This window comes from Pelagibius litoralis (assembly GCF_011683915.1).
GTDB classification, from domain to species: Bacteria; Pseudomonadota; Alphaproteobacteria; order Kiloniellales; family Kiloniellaceae; genus Pelagibius; species Pelagibius litoralis.
In genome coordinates this window covers 93406-109890 of record NZ_JAAQPH010000011.1, presented here as the reverse complement: position 1 = coordinate 109890, position 16485 = coordinate 93406, and the positions used below count along the sequence as shown (strand labels likewise).

The window sequence follows — 16485 nt, the reverse complement described above, 5'->3', positions numbered from 1 at the left end:
CCCTGCAGGCGGTGAAGCGCCCAAAAGGTTCGAATGTTGAGCGAAGCAAAAATCCAAGATCTTGTCCCGGAACCCGATGCAGCGGCCCTGCGCCGTTCGATCGAGTATCATCTGAAGTATACGACGGGCAAGGACCCCTCGGCAGCTACGCTGACCGATTGGCGGCTCGCCGTATCGCGGGCCGTGCGCGACCTGGTGATCGCCCCCTGGTTCGAGACCACCCAGCGCGTCTACACCGAGGACCAAAAGCGGGTCTACTACCTGTCGATGGAGTTCCTCATCGGCCGGCTTCTCGAAGACGCGATCCTGAACCTGGGCCTCGATGACAAGCTGCGTTCGATCGTCGGCAACTTCGATGTCGACTATGCGGCCCTGCTGACCGACGAGCCGGATGCGGCGCTCGGCAACGGCGGCCTGGGACGGCTGGCTGCCTGTTTCATGGATTCGATGTCCACCGTCGGCCTGGCCGCCTATGGCTATGGCATCCGCTACAATCACGGCCTGTTCCGCCAGTCTTTCGAGAACGGCTGGCAGGCCGAAGAGGCCGAGGACTGGCTGCGCCAGACCCATCCCTGGGAATTCGAACGGCCGGAAGCCCATTACCCCATCGGCTTCGGCGGCGCGGTCAGCGTCGACGGCGCCAAGGCCACCTGGACCCCGGCGGAGACGGTCCTGGCCGTCGGCTACGACACACCGGTGCCCGGCTGGCGCGGGCGCTGGTCCAACACCCTGCGTCTCTGGTCGGCCAAGCCGGAGCGCGAGTTCGACCTGGAGCCCTTCAACAGGGGCGACTACATGGCGGCGGCCGCCCCCTCCGTCCTGGCCGAGACCATCAGCCGGGTGCTCTATCCCGACGACACCACCGCACAGGGAAAAGAGCTGCGGCTGAAGCAGGAATACTTCTTCACGGCCGCCTCTCTGGCCGACATCGTCAGGCGCTTTCTCGCCCACCACGACGACGTGGCAAAGCTGCCGCAGTCCATCGCCATCCAACTGAACGACACCCATCCCGCCATCGCCTGCCCGGAACTGGTGCGGCTGCTGATGGACCATCACGGCCAGCCCTTCGAGACCGCCTTTGAGATCGCCCGCGGCTGCCTGCACTACACCAACCACACCCTGATGCCGGAGGCCCTGGAACGCTGGCCGACCGATCTGATGGGCCGAGTCTTGCCCCGGCACATGGCATTGATCGAGCGGATCGACGATCATCACGCCAAATCGGTGAAGCGGCCGGAGAGCGTGAAAATTCTCGACGGCGGCGAGGTGCGCATGGGCGACCTCGCCTTCATCGGCGCGCGCCGGGTGAACGGCGTCTCGGCACTGCACACCGAGCTGATGAAGCAGACCGTCTTCAAGGATCTGCACGAACTGCACCCAGAGCGCGTGGTCAACCAGACCAACGGCGTCACGCCGCGGCGCTGGCTCTACAACTGTAACCCCGCTCTGCGCAGTCTGCTGAACGATACCATCGGGGAGACATGGGTCACCGACCTGGACAGGCTCGAAGCCTTGTTGCCGCTGGCCGACGATACGGCCTTTCGCGCCCGCTTCGCCGCCGCCAAGGACACCAACAAGCGCCGCCTCGCCGACCATCTGAAACACAGCATGGGTATAACGCTTGACCCCACGGCGATGTTCGATATCCAGATCAAGCGTATCCACGAGTACAAACGCCAGCTGATGAACATCCTTCACGCGGCGGCGCTGTGGAACGCCATCCGCCAGAATCCGGAAAAAAACTGGGCGCCGCGCATCAAGATCTTCGGTGGCAAGGCGGCACCGGGCTACGTCATGGCAAAGCTGGCGATCAAGCTGATCAACGACATCGGCGCGACGATCAACAAAGACCCGGCCATGGCCGGGCGCCTTCAGATCGTCTATCCGCCGAACTACAACGTTTCCATGGCCGAGCTGCTGATCCCCGCCGCCGATCTGTCCGAGCAGATCTCCACCGCCGGCATGGAGGCCTCGGGCACCGGCAACATGAAACTCTCGGTGAACGGCGCCCTGACCGTCGGCACCCTGGACGGCGCCAATATCGAGATCGGCGAGGCGGTCGGCAGCGACAACATTTTCATCTTCGGTTTGACGGCAGCGGAAGTGGCGGCCACCCGCGCCGCGGGCTACGACCCGGCCAGTCATATCGCCGCCGAACCGCGCCTCGCCGAGATCCTGGAGCAGATTGCTTCTGGCGCCTTTTCGCCCGACGACCCGGGCCGCTACACAGACCTGGTTACCAACCTGCGCGAGCACGACTGGTTCATGGTGGCGGCGGATTTCAGCAGCTACTGGGATATCCAAAGCAAAATCGACGAAGCCTGGCACGATCGCGACGGCTGGCACCGCAGCGCGGTTCTCAACACGGCGCGCATGGGCTGGTTCTCCTCAGACCGGACCATTCGCGGCTATGCCCGCGACATCTGGAACGCCGGAACGGCCTACTGAGAACCCATGGCCATGCCGCTCACCGATCCCGCCCAGGATGCCGCCCTCGCCAACGGCGATCATGGCGATCCCTTTGCCTATCTCGGCCTGCATCCGCTGGCCGAAAGGCGCAGGGTGCTGCGTGTCTTCCGGCCGGGCGCGGCGACGGCGATGCTCCTGCCGGAACAGAAACGCCGTAAGCCAGTGGCCCTGGCACCGCAGGGTGATGAGGGCCTCTTCGCCGCTGAGCTGAAAAGCGATCCCGGTGCCTACCGGCTGCGCTTTACGGCGCAAGACAGCGAATGGGAGGAGGAAGACCCCTTCCGCTTCGGCCCGGTGATCGGCGAGATGGACGAGCATTTCCTCAGCGAAGGCTCCCACCTGAACCTCTGGCAGGTGCTGGGGGCCCATCCGATGGTGCACGAGGGCGTGTCCGGCGTGCACTTCGCCGTCTGGGCACCCTCGGCAAAGCGGGTCTCGGTCATCGGCGACTTCAATCACTGGGATGGGCGGCGCCATCCCCTGCGCAAACGCGGCGCCACCGGCGTCTGGGAGATTTTTCTGCCGGATCTGCACGAGGGTGCGTCCTACAAATACGAGGTCAAGGACAGCAGCGGTGCTCTCCTGCCGCAGAAGGCCGACCCCCTCGGCTTCGGGTCGGAGCATCCGCCGGCCACCGCCTCGGTGGTGCGCAACCTGGGAAAGCGGCGCTGGGACGATAGCGATTGGATGAACAGGCGCGAGGCCGCCAGCCGGCGCGACCAGCCGATATCCATCTACGAGGTTCACCTCGGCTCCTGGAAGCGGGCCGGTGATGGCGGACGCCCGCTCAGCTACCACGAACTGGCTGCCGATCTGGTGCCCTATGTCCGGAACATGGGTTTCACCCACATCGAAATGCTGCCGATCACCGAGTATCCCTTCGACGGCTCCTGGGGCTACCAGCCCATCGGCCTCTATGCCCCGACGATCCGCCACGGTACGCTCAACGAGTTCCGCGACTTCGTCGAGGCCTGCCACAGCGCTGATCTGGGCCTGATCCTGGACTGGGTGCCCGGGCACTTCCCGACCGATACCCACGGCCTCGGCCGCTTCGACGGTACCGCCCTCTACGAATACGCCGACCCACGCGAGGGTTTTCATCAGGACTGGAACACCCTGATCTACAACTACGGCCGGCGCGAGGTTCAGAACTATCTGGTCGCCAACGCGCTCTATTGGCTGAAGGAACACCATCTGGACGGTCTGCGCGTCGATGCCGTCGCCTCCATGCTCTACCGCGACTACTCCCGCCAGGAAGGCGAGTGGATACCCAATGCCGAAGGTGGCCGGGAGAACCTGGAGGCCATTGCCTTCCTGAAGCGTATGAACGAGGTCGTCTACGGCGAATGCCCGGGGGTCATGACCCTGGCCGAGGAATCGACCTCCTTCCCTGGTGTTTCCCAGCCGACCAGCGCCGGTGGCCTGGGCTTCGGCTACAAGTGGAACATGGGCTGGATGAACGACACACTGGACTACATGAAGCGCGATCCGATCCACCGCCGCCACCATCATCAGCAGATGACCTTCGGCCTGCACTACGCCTTCTCGGAGAACTTCGTGCTGCCGCTCAGCCACGACGAGGTGGTTCACGGCAAGGGATCGCTGCTGACAAAGATGCCCGGCGACGGCGACGTGCGCTTCGCCAACCTGCGTGCCTACTACGGTTTCATGTGGGGCCATCCCGGCAAGAAGCTGCTGTTCATGGGCCAGGACTTCGCCCAGACCAACGAGTGGAATCATGACCAATCTCTAGACTGGCACCTGCTGTCGGACCCGCTTCATGCCGGTATGCAGGCGCTGATCCGCGACCTCAATGCGCTCTACCGCGCAACCCCGGCACTGCATGCGCTGGACTGCGAGAGCGCGGGCTTTGAATGGATCGAGGCCGACGCCGCCGAGGAATCGATCTTCGCCTGGACCCGACACGGCCCGGGTGACACGGCGCCGGTGGTGGTGGTCTGCAACTTCACGCCGGTAGAGCGCAGCAGCTGGCGCCTGGGCGTACCCGCCGCCGGCCGCTGGGTCGAGCGCATCAACAGCGACGCCACCACCTATGGCGGCCGGGGCCGCGGCAACCTGGGCGGCGTCGAAAGCAAGGCCGTGGTCTGTAACGGCAGGGCGGACTCCATCGAGATCATCCTGCCCGCCCTCTCGACCCTGATCTTTGAGCTGAAACGCTAATCCACCACCAGGCTGCCGTTAACGCTCACTGGCAGTGACACCCGCAGAGGCCCCGGCGATGAACCCGAAGGCGATGGCCGTCAGCAGGCCGTTGCCAGACAGGTATCCGGAGACCGATGGCCCGGACACGCCGCAAGCGGCCCCGCCACCGGCAAAGAGGTTCGGAAAGGCCAGCCCCGCCTGATCGACGACGCGGGCGCCTTCGTCGATCATCAATCCCCCCTGGGTATGGAACAGCGCGCCGGTTACCTTCACGGCGTGAAAAGGCGGCGCCAGAGCCGGCTTGACCGTAAAGTCGCGGCCAAAACGGTCTACAGCCCGGCCCGCCTGCAGCTCGGCGGCCTCGCTCAGCGTTTCAGCCAGGGCCCTCTCCGGCAGGCCCGTCACCTTTGCAAGGCCGGCAACATCGGCGGTTTCGCGGATCGCCCCGGCCTGCACCGCTTGCCGGTAGTCCGGAAAGGACAGCGCAAAGTCGTGGATACGCCGGTCATAGAGGTTCCAGGCAACACCGCCGGGCTGGGCCAGGATCTCCACCGCTTGTTCCGAATAGCCACCGTTCTCATTGGAAAAGCGCCGCCCTTCGGTGTTGACCTGGATGCCGCCCTCCATCATCAGCGCCCAGGAGATGAGGATGCCCTGAGGGTGGGCGAGCGAGCCATGCCCCTGATACCCCGACAGATGCTCCAAACGGGCGCCCAGCGCCTCACCCCAAAGCACGGCGTCGCCTTGATTGCCGGCATGGCCGAAGTACGGCCCCCCGGCGATCTCAGGAATGTAGCGGCGCACGAGATCCGGATTGCCACCATAACCGTTGCAGGCCAGCACCAGCGCCCCGCAACCGATGACCTCCCGCGCGCCGTCGGGACGCTCGACTTCAACGGCATCGATACGCCGTCCCTTGCCTTCGAAAAGGCGGATCACGCAGGCATCGGTGACGACAGGAATCTCCGCAGCCTGTGATGCCGCAAGAAAGCGGGCAAGCAGGGCTTCCCCCGTCTTCTCCGGTACGGCATGCATGCGGTGACGAGAATGGCCGGGATAGAGAAAATCGTCGAGCACGATCCAGTCGATACCGAATCTGTCCGCCAACCACTCAAGCGCCGGACCTATCGTCTCGCTGGCAAGCTTGACGAGATGCGACTCAGATTTGCCTTGCGATTTCGCCATGATATCGGCCGCAAGGCGTTGCGGGGTATCGTCGTCGATACCCCGCGCAAGCTGGAACCGCGTCGCCGGCGCCGGCACGAAACCGGACGACATGGCGGTGGAGCCAGAGGGCGAAGCATCGCGCTCCAGCACGATCACCTCTGCACCGGCGGCCTTGGCACGCAGGGCGGCGACCAGCCCGCAGGCCCCCGCCCCGATAACCACGACATCCGCCGTCGTGCCGATATCGGCGGGCACTTCTCGGGAAACCTCGCCGGACGCCATGCTTTACAGACCGGCGATCAGGCTTGTCGCGGCGGCACAGGTCGTCACCCCGGCGACCGTGGAAAGATCGCCGACCGCCCGCTCGTGAACTTCCAGGGAGAAGGCGGCACAGCCGTCCGACAACACGGTTGTCCGGAAATCGCGCAGATGGGCATCGCGGACCGTCGAGGCGACACCGCCGTTGGTCACGATACCGCAGACCAGAAGCGTCTCGATGTCCGCCTTTTTCAAAACCCATTCCATCCGCGTCATGTAGAAGGCCGAATAGGCCACCTTCTCCACGACGAGATCCGCCGGCTGCAGTTCGTCGACCAGGCTGTGGCCCCAGCTTCCGGGTGAGAAGTCGCCTTTTCCCAGGAACGGGCGAAGGTCTTTCAGGTGCGGCGAGATGAAGGGTTCGCCCCCCTTGCCGGGCACCAGCGTGAACTGTGCCGAAACGATCCAGCCACCCTTGTCGCGCAGCGCCCTGGCAAGCGGCAGGACCCGGCCCGGCAGAGCGGCGATGTCAACGCTTTTCTGGCCGCCGCGGGCGTAAGCGCCTTCAGGGTGCAGAAAGTCGTTCTGCAGATCGACGATCAACAGAGCGGTCTTGGCAGGGTCGACAATGCCGGGATTCAAGATCAGCTCTCCACAGCCGTGATGACAAGATTGCCGAAAGCATCGACTTCGGCCTGCAGACCCGGATCGACGAAGATCGTGGCATCCGGCTGCTCGAGAAGCGCCGGCCCCGGCAGAACCGCGCCAACCGCCAGTTCCAGGCGTTCATAGACAGCGGCTTCGTGTTGCCGCCCCTCGGCATAGATCTGCCGGGTTCCGCTGCGGCAGGCCTCGGCCGACTTGCCGCCCTGCGGCGCGAAGACCGCCATATCGAGCTCGGCCCGCCGGCCGATCACCGCGATGCGATAGTTCATCACCCGCATCGGTATGTTCTCCAGCAAGCGCCCATAGGCCGCACGATAAGCAACCTCGAAAGCACCGCCGATCGCTTCGCGCGTCAGGCCCGTCTCAGGCATCACGATGGCGACGCCGACGGTGTGGGTCTGACCGAGGTAGAGCATGTCGAATTCGTAGACCCGGTCGATGCCGCTGAAGGTCACGCCGGCGCCGGTAAGCAAGGCCTCGGTTTCCTCGGCAACCTGGATCATCTCCCGGCCCAGCGCCTCCGCGTCGATCTGATCAAGAGGGCGGTTGACGGTCTGTACCCGGTCGTGGCGCATGTCCGCGACCACGCAGCCCAGCGCCGAGGTGACGCCCGGGAAGCGCGGCACAAGGGCCGATCCCAAGCCGACCTCCTTGATCAGCGCACCGGTATGAAGCGCGCCGCCACCGCCAAACGGCATGGCGGCAAACTTCGCGGGATCGTGTCCCTTCTCGATGGAGACGAGACGGATCGCACCGGCCATCTTTGCGTTGGCGAGCCTCAGCACCGCCTCCGCCGCTTCCTCGATCTCCAGCCCGAGCGGATTCGCGATGTGCCGTTCGATTGCCCGCCGGGCCGCGGCAATATCGAGCTTTGCCAGCTTGCCGCCGATCGGCCGGTCGGGGTTGATGCGGCCCAACACCAGGTTGGCGTCGGTGACCGTGGGGCGCTCGCTGCCGAGCCCGTAGCACACCGGGCCGGGGTCGGAGCCCGCAGACTCAGGCCCGACCTGGAGCAAGCCGCTGGGATCGACCGAGGCGATGGAGCCGCCGCCCGCGCCGATGGTAGTGATCTCGATCATCGGCGTGCGGACGACCATGCCGAAGTCGATGGCGGTCTGGGCCGCCAAAGCCGCCTCGCCCTCAGCCACCAGGGACACATCGAACGACGTTCCCCCCATGTCGCAGGTGATGATGTTGTCGAAGCCCGCCGCCTTGGCGATGGCGGTGGCGGCAATGACCCCGGCGGCAGGACCGGAAAGCGCCGTGCGCACCGGATAGCGCTTGGCGGTATCGACCGACATGACGCCGCCGTTCGACTGGACGATCAGAATGTCGCCGTGAAATCCCTTGCCGCGGAGCCCGGTTTCCAGGCGGTCAAGATAGGAAGAGACGACAGGTTGCAGATAGGCGTTCAGGGTTGCCGTCGACAGCCGCTCGAACTCGCGGATCTCAGGCAGGATCTCTGTCGCCGCCGTCACATAGGCGTTCGGCCAGACCGAACGCACCGCCGCTACCGCCCGCATCTCGTTGTCGTTGTTGGCGTAACCATTGATGAAAAAGACGCAGACCGCCTCGCAGCCGCGCTCGGCAAGCGCGCTGGCCTGGGCGCGCACCTCGTCCTCTGCCACCACCCGCAACACGGAGCCGTCGGCCAGCACTCTTTCACCCACCTCCACCCTATCGGTACGCGCGACCACCGGCGTGAAGCTGCCCTTCAGCCCCCAGGTTGTCGGCCGGTCGCGGCGGCGCATCTCCAGGACATCGCGAAAACCCTCGGTCGTGATGATGCCGGTGCGCGCACCCTTGCGCTCCAGCAATGCGTTGGTGCCAACGGTCGTGCCGTGCACCACGGTGCCGATCTCGGCAAAGTCGCCGATCCTGCTGGCTATGCCTTCGACAAACCCTTTGGATTGATCGCCCCGCGTGGAGGGCACCTTGGCGGTGGATACTCTGCCGCTGACCTCGTCGAGGATGAAGACATCGGTGAAAGTACCACCGACATCGACGCCAATCACATAGCCCGGCTTGATCATTGCGCAGCCTCCCGCGCGCGCAGCTCGCTGGTCGCCGCATAATCGATGCTGCCGTCGGGCCCGATCACAACCCCGAACGCCGCCCTGGCCTGTTCCCGGCTCACATAGCCAAGCCGATGATCCCGGTCGACGCTTTCGACGGGACGGGCAAAGGGTTCGCCGTAGCCGCCACCGCCCGGCGTTTCCAGGCGCAGCTTCTGTCCCCGTTCAATGTGGATGTCGACCATCTTCGACAGCATCGGCGGTTCGTGCAGTCCGTCGCTCTGCTCGTAGGTGAAACGGTTCGCGGCAGCCGAATGCCCACCCAGAATACCGCGCGGCGCCACCTTGCCGCGCTCGCCGAACAGGAAGACGTCGGCCTGTTCCTCGAGCAGTTCGATCTCATAGACCGCGCCAAGGCCGCCGCGGTGTTCACCCGGACCGCCGGAATCCGGCCGCAAGGCCCACTGGGTAAAGCGCACCGGATAGGCCGCCTCCAGGATCTCAAGCGGCGGAATCGTCGCCGTGGAAATCGGCGCATTGCCGTGATTGAGCCCATCACCCGCGCTGTGTGCGCCATGCCCGCCGCCAAAGAAGGAGAACATCACCCAGCGCCGGCCGTCGGCGCGGTGTCCCGCCAGGGACAGCGCGTTGATGGTGCCATAGGCGCAGGCCATCGCCGCTTCAGGCGCAATCTGTGCAACCGCCTGGAAAACAACGTCAATCAACCGAAGGATAGTCTCCGTATAGCCGCCGACGGGCTTGGGTGCCTTCACCGCGAGAAGCGAGTCTTCATCGATGCGGAACTCTACCGGTTCCAGCACCCCGGCGTTGGCCGGCACGTCGCCGAAGATGTGTTTCAGCGCAACGTAGCAGGCGGCAACGGTGGTGGCGCGTGAGATGTTCACCGGTCCGGCACAGGCCGGCGAGGAACGTGTGAAGTCCATCACCATCCGCTCGCCTTCGATGGTGAGGTCGAGGGCGATCTTCAACGGCTCATCGACAATGCCATCGTTGTCCAGAAAGTCCTCAGCCGAGACGGTAGCGGAAGGCAGCCCGGCGATCTGCGCCCGCATCATCTGCGCCGCCCGCCGCTTCAGTTCCACAAGGCAGTCGGCGACCACAGCCTCGCCATAGTCGTCGAGCAGGGCCGCCATCCGCTTCTCGCCCAGTTCCAGCGCATTGAGCTGGCCATTGAGATCGCCGTAGAGCGAGCCCGGCTGGCGCGAATTCGCAGAGAGAATATCAACGATATCCTGGCGAAACGCCCCGCGGTCGAACAGCTTCACCGGCGGGATCAGCATGCCTTCCTGAAAACATTCGGTGGCCACCGGATTATAGTTGCCCGGCACGTTGCCGCCGACATCATGCCAATGACCGACGGAGGCGAGGTAGCAGAAGAGTTCTCCCTTACGAAAGATCGGTTTTACCAGGCGGAAGTCGGAAAGATGAGTGCCGCCGTCATAGGGGTCGTTGAAGATCCAGACATCGCCTTCCCGGGGACCGCCCTGTTGTGCAGCCTTGTCGATTACCGCTTTCACGGCGAAGGCCATGACGCCGACGAAAACCGGCAGCCCCGACTTGCCCTGCACCAGGGTGTCGCCTGATACCGCATCGTAGATTCCGTGGGAGGCGTCATGGGCTTCTGCAATGATCGGGTTGAAGGCCGAACGGAACAGCGTCGCGTCCATCTCATCGGCGATCTGCTCCAGGCGCCCCTTCAGGATCGCGAGGGTGATCGGATCGATGGCCATCAGGCCGCCCCCCCATCATCGTAACGCTTGCCCCTGGCAAGCAGTTCGCTTGTGCCGATGATTTCGTTGAGACCGCCCAAATCGAACATGCGGTCGCGAAAAGCCGCGTTCGAACCGCTGGCAACCAGATTCCCGTAATAGTCCTGCGCCGTCGCCGCAAGGGCGCGCACGACACCACCGGGGAAGATGACGAAACTGAAACCGAGCCGCTCCAATCCGGCCGCATCGACGGCCGGCGTCTTGCCGCCCTCCACCATGTTCGCCATCAGCGGCGCACGGCCCGCGAAGCGCTTCACAACAGCTTCGATCTCCGCCATCGACTGCGGTGCCTCGATGAAAAGCATGTCGGCGCCGGCCTCCAGATAGGCTTCACCACGCTCAAGCGCCGCCTCAAACCCTTCAACGGCGACCGCGTCGCTGCGGCCGATAATCAAGGTTTCCTGCGAGGCGCGCGCATCACAGGCGGCCCGGATCTTGCCCGCCATTTCAGCTTGGGTAATCAGCGACTTGCCGTCCAGATGGCCGCAGCGCTTCGGCATGGTCTGGTCTTCAAGCTGCAGCGCAGCGGCCCCCATCCGCTCGAACAGGCGCACGGTGCGCTGAACGTTCAGTGCATTGCCGAAGCCATTGTCGGCATCGACCACGATGGGCACAGCGACGCGGTCGCGCAGCACGGCAATGGTATCGGCGACCTCGCTCATCGAGACCAAGCCGATATCGGGCCGCCCAAATCGCGTGTAGGCAATCGAGGCGCCGGACAGATAGACCGCCTCCGCACCTGCCTGTTCCGCCAACAGCGCCGTCAGCGCATCATAGACACCCGGCGCAAGCAGGATGCGATCGTCCGCCAATCTTTTTTTCAGGCTCATGGACCGGATTCCTCCAGGCGTTTCTCGGCAAAGCGTTCCTTCAGGTGCGCCACCAGCCCGCCATCGGCCAGCAGCCGCTTCAGGTTCTCCGGCAAAGGCTCAAGGCGCACCACCGTTTCCTTTCCGGTCAACCGAAGTACGGCCGCTTCCATGTCAAGCTCTGCCGCGTCACCATCGGCAAGGTCACCCAGGTCCTCGGCGACCATGACCGGGAGCCCGAGGTTGATGGCGTTGCGATAAAAGATGCCCGCAAAAGATCGCGCAACGACACCGGCAACGCCGAGATGCCTGAGCGCCTCGGCCGCCTGTTCGCGCGAAGACCCTATCCCGAAGTTTTTGCCCGCGACGACAAGGTCGCCGGCCTTGACGGTACTTGCGAAGTCCGGCCGCAGATCTTCCAGGCAGTGCGCTGCCAGGCTGGCGATCCCGCCGCTCATGAAAGCGCCGGGCGCCAGTTGGTCGGTGTCGACATCATCGCCGAAGAGAAAAACGCGCCCGCTCATATCGCGCTCATTTCGATCGTCAGAAAATGGCGTGGATCGGCAATCTGCCCGGCAACGGCGGAGGCCGCAACGGTAAGTGGCGAGCCCAGCCAGACCTTCGACGAGGCCGCGCCCATGCGCCCTTTGAAGTTACGTGCGGTCGAGGAGATGCAGGTCACATCGGCGCCCAGGCGATCCGCACCATAGCCCGCGCAGATGCCGCAGGCGTTGCTGAGGATGCGCGCGCCGGCATTCTCGAACACCCGCATAATGCCCTCCTCGGCGGCGCGGTCCTGATCGCGTTTCGACGCCGGCGCCACCAGAAGCTCGACACCCGACGCCAATACGCGGCCGCGCAGGATCTCCGCAGCGCCCTTGAGGTCGTCGTATTTCGCGCCGGTGCAGGCGCCAATATAAGCGACATCGATTGGTGTCTCCGGGATTGCGCTTACCGGCGCCGCGTTGGCGGGGGAGTGCGGCGCAGCCGCCTGTGGCTCCAGGGCCGCGGCATCGAATTGATAATGGGCAAGCAGCTCCGCACCGCCATCGGTCCTCCAATCCCGCCAGTCGCCCGGGTCGCCGCCAACGCTGTTCAAATAGGCCGACGTGGTCTCATCAGGCGCGATAAGCCCGGCCTGCGCGCCAAGCTCCGCCGCCATGTTGGAAAGCGTCATGCGGTCCTGCATGGAAAGCGCGGCAATCGCCGTGCCCGTGTACTCGACGGCCTGGTACTGGCCGCCATCCATGCCGAGTTTGCCGCAGAGCGCCAACATGATGTCCTTGGCGGTCACGCCCCGGCTCAGACGGTTCTGCCAGTCGATCAGGATCGTGCCCGGCACCTTCAGCCAGATTTCGCCGGTCGCCAGAACACCCGCCATCTCGGTGGCGCCGATACCGAACATATAGGTCCCGAAGGCACCACCGGTCGGCGAATGGCTGTCGCCGCCGACGACGAACATCCCGGGCCGCAGATGGCCGCGCTCGGGCAGCACCACATGACAGATGCCTTCACCGTCGTAGAACGTGACCTCGCGTTGCTGCGCCCAGGCGCGGGTGAAGTCGAGGATGTCCGAGCCCTCCTGCGTATCGCCGGGCACGAAGTGATCGGCGATCAGCACCACCTTGTCGGCATCGAAGAGCCCGACCCCCAACTCCTTCAGGATCGGCTCGACACGGCGCGGCCCGCCGGAATCATGAATCATCGCGAGATCGACCTTGGCGGTGACGACTTCGCCCGGCTGAACCGCCGTCCGCCCCGCCGCCCGGGCTATGATTTTCTGCGCCAGCGTCTGGTTTACAGTCCGATCCGGAGTCTGCGCCATCATGCCAACCCCAGGTAAGAACGCCGGAGCCCTTCATCTTCGATCAATGCTTCTGCGGCGCCCTGCATGGCAATCGCTCCGTTTTCAAGTACATAAGCGCGGTCGGCGATCTCCAGCGATTGCACCACGTTCTGCTCGACCAGAAGGACGGACAGTCCGTCATCGTTCAGCCGGCGGATCAGTTCGAACATTTCCTCCACCAACAGCGGCGACAGGCCGAGCGACGGCTCATCGAGAATGAGCAGGCGCGGCTCCGCCATCAGCCCGCGGCCGATGGCGAGCATCTGCTGCTCGCCGCCCGACAGGGTGCCGGCTTTCTGGTCGAAACGTTCCGAGAGACGGGGGAAAGTCGCCACGACCCGGTCCAGGTTCGCGCTGCGCCTCGCCCGCGCGCGGCGATAGGCGCCAAGCTCCAGGTTTTCGCGCACCGTCAGGTTGGGAAAGACCCGCCGGCCCTCAGGCACATGGATGACGCCGGCAGCGACGATCCGCTCGGGCGTGTGTTTGGAGATCTCTTCACCCTCGAAACGGATTGACCCGCCGAACAGCCGGTAGAGTCCGCTGATGTTCGCATTCAGCGTGGTCTTGCCGGCACCGTTCGAACCCAGAACGGCAACGATCTCTCCGGCCGAGATGCTGAGGTCGATACCCCGCAGCACCTCCAGGGCACCGTAGCCGGCTCTTAGCGACGATATCTCAAGCATTTGCACGATTCTCCGCCTCAATGCGCGCCGCCAGGCCGTGGCCGAGATAGGCTTCGATCACCGCCGGATCGCGGGCGATCTGTTGTGGGGATCCTTCAGCGATGAGACGCCCCTGATTGAGCACCCAGGTGTATTCCGACAGCTTCATGACCGCCTGCATCACATGTTCGATCAGCATGATGGTCAGGCCGCTGTCGCGCAGCCGATGGATGACGGGGATGATCTCCTCGATCTCAGTGGGATTGAGCCCTGCCATAACTTCATCCAGCAACAACAGTTTGGGTTCGGTGGCCAGCGCCTTGGCCAACTCAAGGCGTTTACGCCCGGCAATCGTCAGGCTGCCCGCAAGATCGTCCATCCGCCCGGTCATCCCGACCAGTTCCGCCACCTCATCGGCCTTCTCGGCCGCATCGCGGTGCCCAGCCCGGCGCAGATGAGCGCCGACCAGTATGTTTTCGCGCACGCTCTGCTCGGCAAAGGGCTTCACCACCTGAAAGGTCCGCACGAGGCCCAGACGGCATATTTCATGGGGCGGCAGGCCGGTGACGTCCTGCCCCAGGAAGTGGATGGAGCCGGAATCCGGCGTCAGAAAGCCGGAGGCTATGGCAAAGAGCGTCGTCTTTCCCGCGCCATTCGGGCCGATCAGCGAAACGATACGCCCTTCCGGCACGGCGAGACTGACATCCGCGGTCGCCAGCAGCCCTCCGAAACTCTTGGACAGGGATCTTAGTTCGAGCATCACGAACGCCACCCCTTGAGCAGGCGCCGGGCCGAAAAGCTGGCAAGGCCGAAAAGGCCCTTGGGCAGGAACATCACCATTACCACCAGCAAGGCCCCGTAGAGGGCCAGGTTGAGGCCCGGCGTATCACCCATGGTCTCACGCGCCACTTCACTGAGGGTATGAAGGGCGGCGGCCCCCAGCAAGGGGCCGAACACGGTCCCCATACCCCCGACGATGGAGACCAGCAACACCTCGACCGAGACCGAGACCCCGAAGGCGATATGCGGGTCGACGTAGAGGAACATCTGGCCGTAGAAAGCCCCGCCAAGCGCGGTCATGGCCCCGACCAGAACAATCGCCCGAAGCTTCGTCCGAAAGATATCGACGCCAAGGGCGCGGGCGGCGTCTTCGTCGTCGCGGATGGCGATGAGATAGACCCCGAAGCGCGAGCGCTCCAGCTGCCAGGCGAGCAGCAGCGAGCCGACGGTCAGCGCCAGAATGATCCAGTAGAATCCCTCGCGCCCGACGAACTGCAGGTTCGCGGGAGAAGGATCGAGCGGCACCTGCAGGCCCGCCCCGGCCCCGGTGATGGCAATGGAGTTAGCGACGATGCGGAAGACCTCGGCGAAGGCCAGGGTGATCAGGGCGAAGTAGGACCCCCGCAGACCGTAGCGGAAACTGAGCCAGCCGATGGCAAAGGCGACGGCAGCCCCGGCCAGCAAGGCCGCGGCCAAGCCCGCCCAGGGCCCGAGCCCGAACTGCACCTGGGTAATCACCGTCACATAAAGCCCGGCGCCGAAGAACACGGTGTTGCCGAAGGAGAACTGGCCGCCATAGCCGCCGAGGATGTTCCAACCCTGGCCGAGATAGGCGAAGAGCAGCATCAGCGTCAGAAACGACAACATGAAATCGGTGGGCCCGAAGGCCGGCAGCACCGCCATCGCGAAACCGAAAACTGCTATCGCCGCGAGGGTGCGCACTAGACCCTGCTCCCCAACAGGCCGCTGGGCCGGAACAGCAGAACGACGATAAAGACCAGAAAGATGCCGATCTGCCCGAAGCTCTCGCCCAGAAACAGGCCGCCGAAACTTTCACAGAGGCCGATCAGCAAGCCGCCCAGCAAGGCCCCGGGGAAGCTGCCCATGCCGCCGAGCACCACAACCGTGAAAGCGATCAGAACGAAGGCATGGCCGACCGTCGGGTAGACCAGATAGGTCGGCATCAGCAGGCAGGCCGCGGCCCCCAGGCAGGCGATACCGACCCCATAGCTGACGGCGTAGATGTGTTCCACGTTGATGCCGACAAGCCGCGCACCCTGCTTTTCCTTTGCCACGGCGCGGATCGCCCGGCCGACGTCGCTGCGCTGGATCATCAGCCACAGCAGCCCGGCAATGAGCAGGGCCGCAGCAAAAGCAATCAAACGGGGAATGGCGATAAAGACCCCGAAGACCTCAAGCGAGTCGAAGGCGTAAGGCACATCGATCGTCCGGGTGTCGCCCTGGAAGAAGAAGAGGGCGAGATTTTCGATCACGATGGAGATACCGAGGGTGACCAGAAGAATGTTCTCGTCCCTTCCGTGACTGGCCCGGCTGATCAGGCCGCGCTGCAGGCCATAGCCCAGCACGAACATGCCGACCACCATGATCGGCAAGGCGGCATAGGGATCGATACCGAACTGCGAGAACAGCAGGAATACCCCGTACATCGCCAGCATCAGCAGGCTGCCGTGGGCAAAGTTTATGATGTGCAGCACGCCATAGATCAACGTCAGCCCCAGGGCGACAAGGGCGTAGATCGCCCCTTGCAGCAGCCCGTTGACGAGGCCCGACCAGAGCAGAATGGGGTCTAGCACGTTGTTTTTCCCACAGCAGCCGGACCGGCGCCCCGCAACGGCAGCC

13 protein-coding genes are annotated in these 16485 nt (G+C 64.5%); 2 read left to right on the top strand and 11 right to left on the bottom strand.

What is annotated here, in order from left to right; translation table 11 throughout:
* The first annotated feature begins 33 nt into the window (after positions 1-33).
* Together HBA54_RS15165 and glgB are read left to right on the top strand one after the other, a co-directional pair.
* Positions 34-2448 carry a glycogen/starch/alpha-glucan phosphorylase gene (locus tag HBA54_RS15165; RefSeq protein ID WP_167226059.1) on the top strand — a complete coding sequence of 805 codons (2415 nt, stop codon included), beginning with the start codon at positions 34-36 and terminating at the stop codon, positions 2446-2448.
* 12 nt (positions 2449-2460) lie between these two features.
* Positions 2461-4650 carry a 1,4-alpha-glucan branching protein GlgB gene (gene glgB, locus HBA54_RS15160; protein ID WP_240932706.1) on the top strand — a complete coding sequence of 730 codons (2190 nt, stop codon included), beginning with the start codon at positions 2461-2463 and terminating at the stop codon, positions 4648-4650.
* 18 nt (positions 4651-4668) lie between these two features.
* On the opposite strand, the gene HBA54_RS15155 is transcribed toward glgB, so the two are convergent.
* From HBA54_RS15155 to HBA54_RS15105, 11 genes are read right to left on the bottom strand one after another with little or no spacing between them, the layout of a single operon-like run.
* Entirely contained in the window at positions 4669-6054 is a 1386-nt protein-coding gene (locus HBA54_RS15155; RefSeq protein ID WP_322096045.1) for an FAD-dependent oxidoreductase, read from the bottom strand.
* A gap of 30 nt (positions 6055-6084) precedes the next feature.
* Entirely contained in the window at positions 6085-6699 is a 615-nt protein-coding gene (locus tag HBA54_RS15150) for a cysteine hydrolase family protein (protein ID WP_167226053.1), read from the bottom strand.
* A 2-nt stretch (positions 6700-6701) separates the two neighbouring features.
* Positions 6702-8756, bottom strand: coding sequence for a hydantoinase/oxoprolinase family protein (locus HBA54_RS15145; RefSeq protein WP_167226051.1), 2055 nt, complete (start codon positions 8754-8756; stop codon positions 6702-6704).
* Entirely contained in the window at positions 8753-10489 is a 1737-nt protein-coding gene (locus HBA54_RS15140) for a hydantoinase B/oxoprolinase family protein (protein WP_205944679.1), read from the bottom strand. Before HBA54_RS15140 ends, HBA54_RS15145 begins: the two co-directional genes overlap by 4 nt.
* Positions 10489-11358 carry an isocitrate lyase/PEP mutase family protein gene (locus HBA54_RS15135; protein ID WP_167226049.1) on the bottom strand — a complete coding sequence of 290 codons (870 nt, stop codon included), beginning with the start codon at positions 11356-11358 and terminating at the stop codon, positions 10489-10491. Before HBA54_RS15135 ends, HBA54_RS15140 begins: the two co-directional genes overlap by 1 nt.
* Complete coding sequence (locus HBA54_RS15130; protein ID WP_167226047.1) at positions 11355-11861, bottom strand: LeuD/DmdB family oxidoreductase small subunit; 507 nt, start codon at positions 11859-11861, stop codon at positions 11355-11357. Before HBA54_RS15130 ends, HBA54_RS15135 begins: the two co-directional genes overlap by 4 nt.
* Positions 11858-13165 (bottom strand): aconitase/3-isopropylmalate dehydratase large subunit family protein, encoded by a 1308-nt coding sequence (locus HBA54_RS15125; RefSeq protein WP_167226045.1) that lies wholly within the window; start codon positions 13163-13165, stop codon positions 11858-11860. The genes HBA54_RS15130 and HBA54_RS15125 overlap by 4 nt, the downstream gene beginning before the upstream one ends.
* Positions 13162-13866, bottom strand: coding sequence for an ABC transporter ATP-binding protein (locus HBA54_RS15120; protein WP_167226043.1), 705 nt, complete (start codon positions 13864-13866; stop codon positions 13162-13164). The genes HBA54_RS15125 and HBA54_RS15120 overlap by 4 nt, the downstream gene beginning before the upstream one ends.
* On the bottom strand, positions 13859-14605 hold the full coding sequence (locus tag HBA54_RS15115; RefSeq protein ID WP_205944678.1) for an ABC transporter ATP-binding protein: 747 nt from the start codon (positions 14603-14605) through the stop codon (positions 13859-13861). Before HBA54_RS15115 ends, HBA54_RS15120 begins: the two co-directional genes overlap by 8 nt.
* Complete coding sequence (locus HBA54_RS15110) at positions 14605-15567, bottom strand: branched-chain amino acid ABC transporter permease (protein ID WP_167226039.1); 963 nt, start codon at positions 15565-15567, stop codon at positions 14605-14607. The genes HBA54_RS15115 and HBA54_RS15110 overlap by 1 nt, the downstream gene beginning before the upstream one ends.
* Positions 15567-16439 (bottom strand): branched-chain amino acid ABC transporter permease, encoded by an 873-nt coding sequence (locus HBA54_RS15105; RefSeq protein WP_167226037.1) that lies wholly within the window; start codon positions 16437-16439, stop codon positions 15567-15569. Before HBA54_RS15105 ends, HBA54_RS15110 begins: the two co-directional genes overlap by 1 nt.
* Positions 16440-16485: the final 46 nt, after the last annotated feature.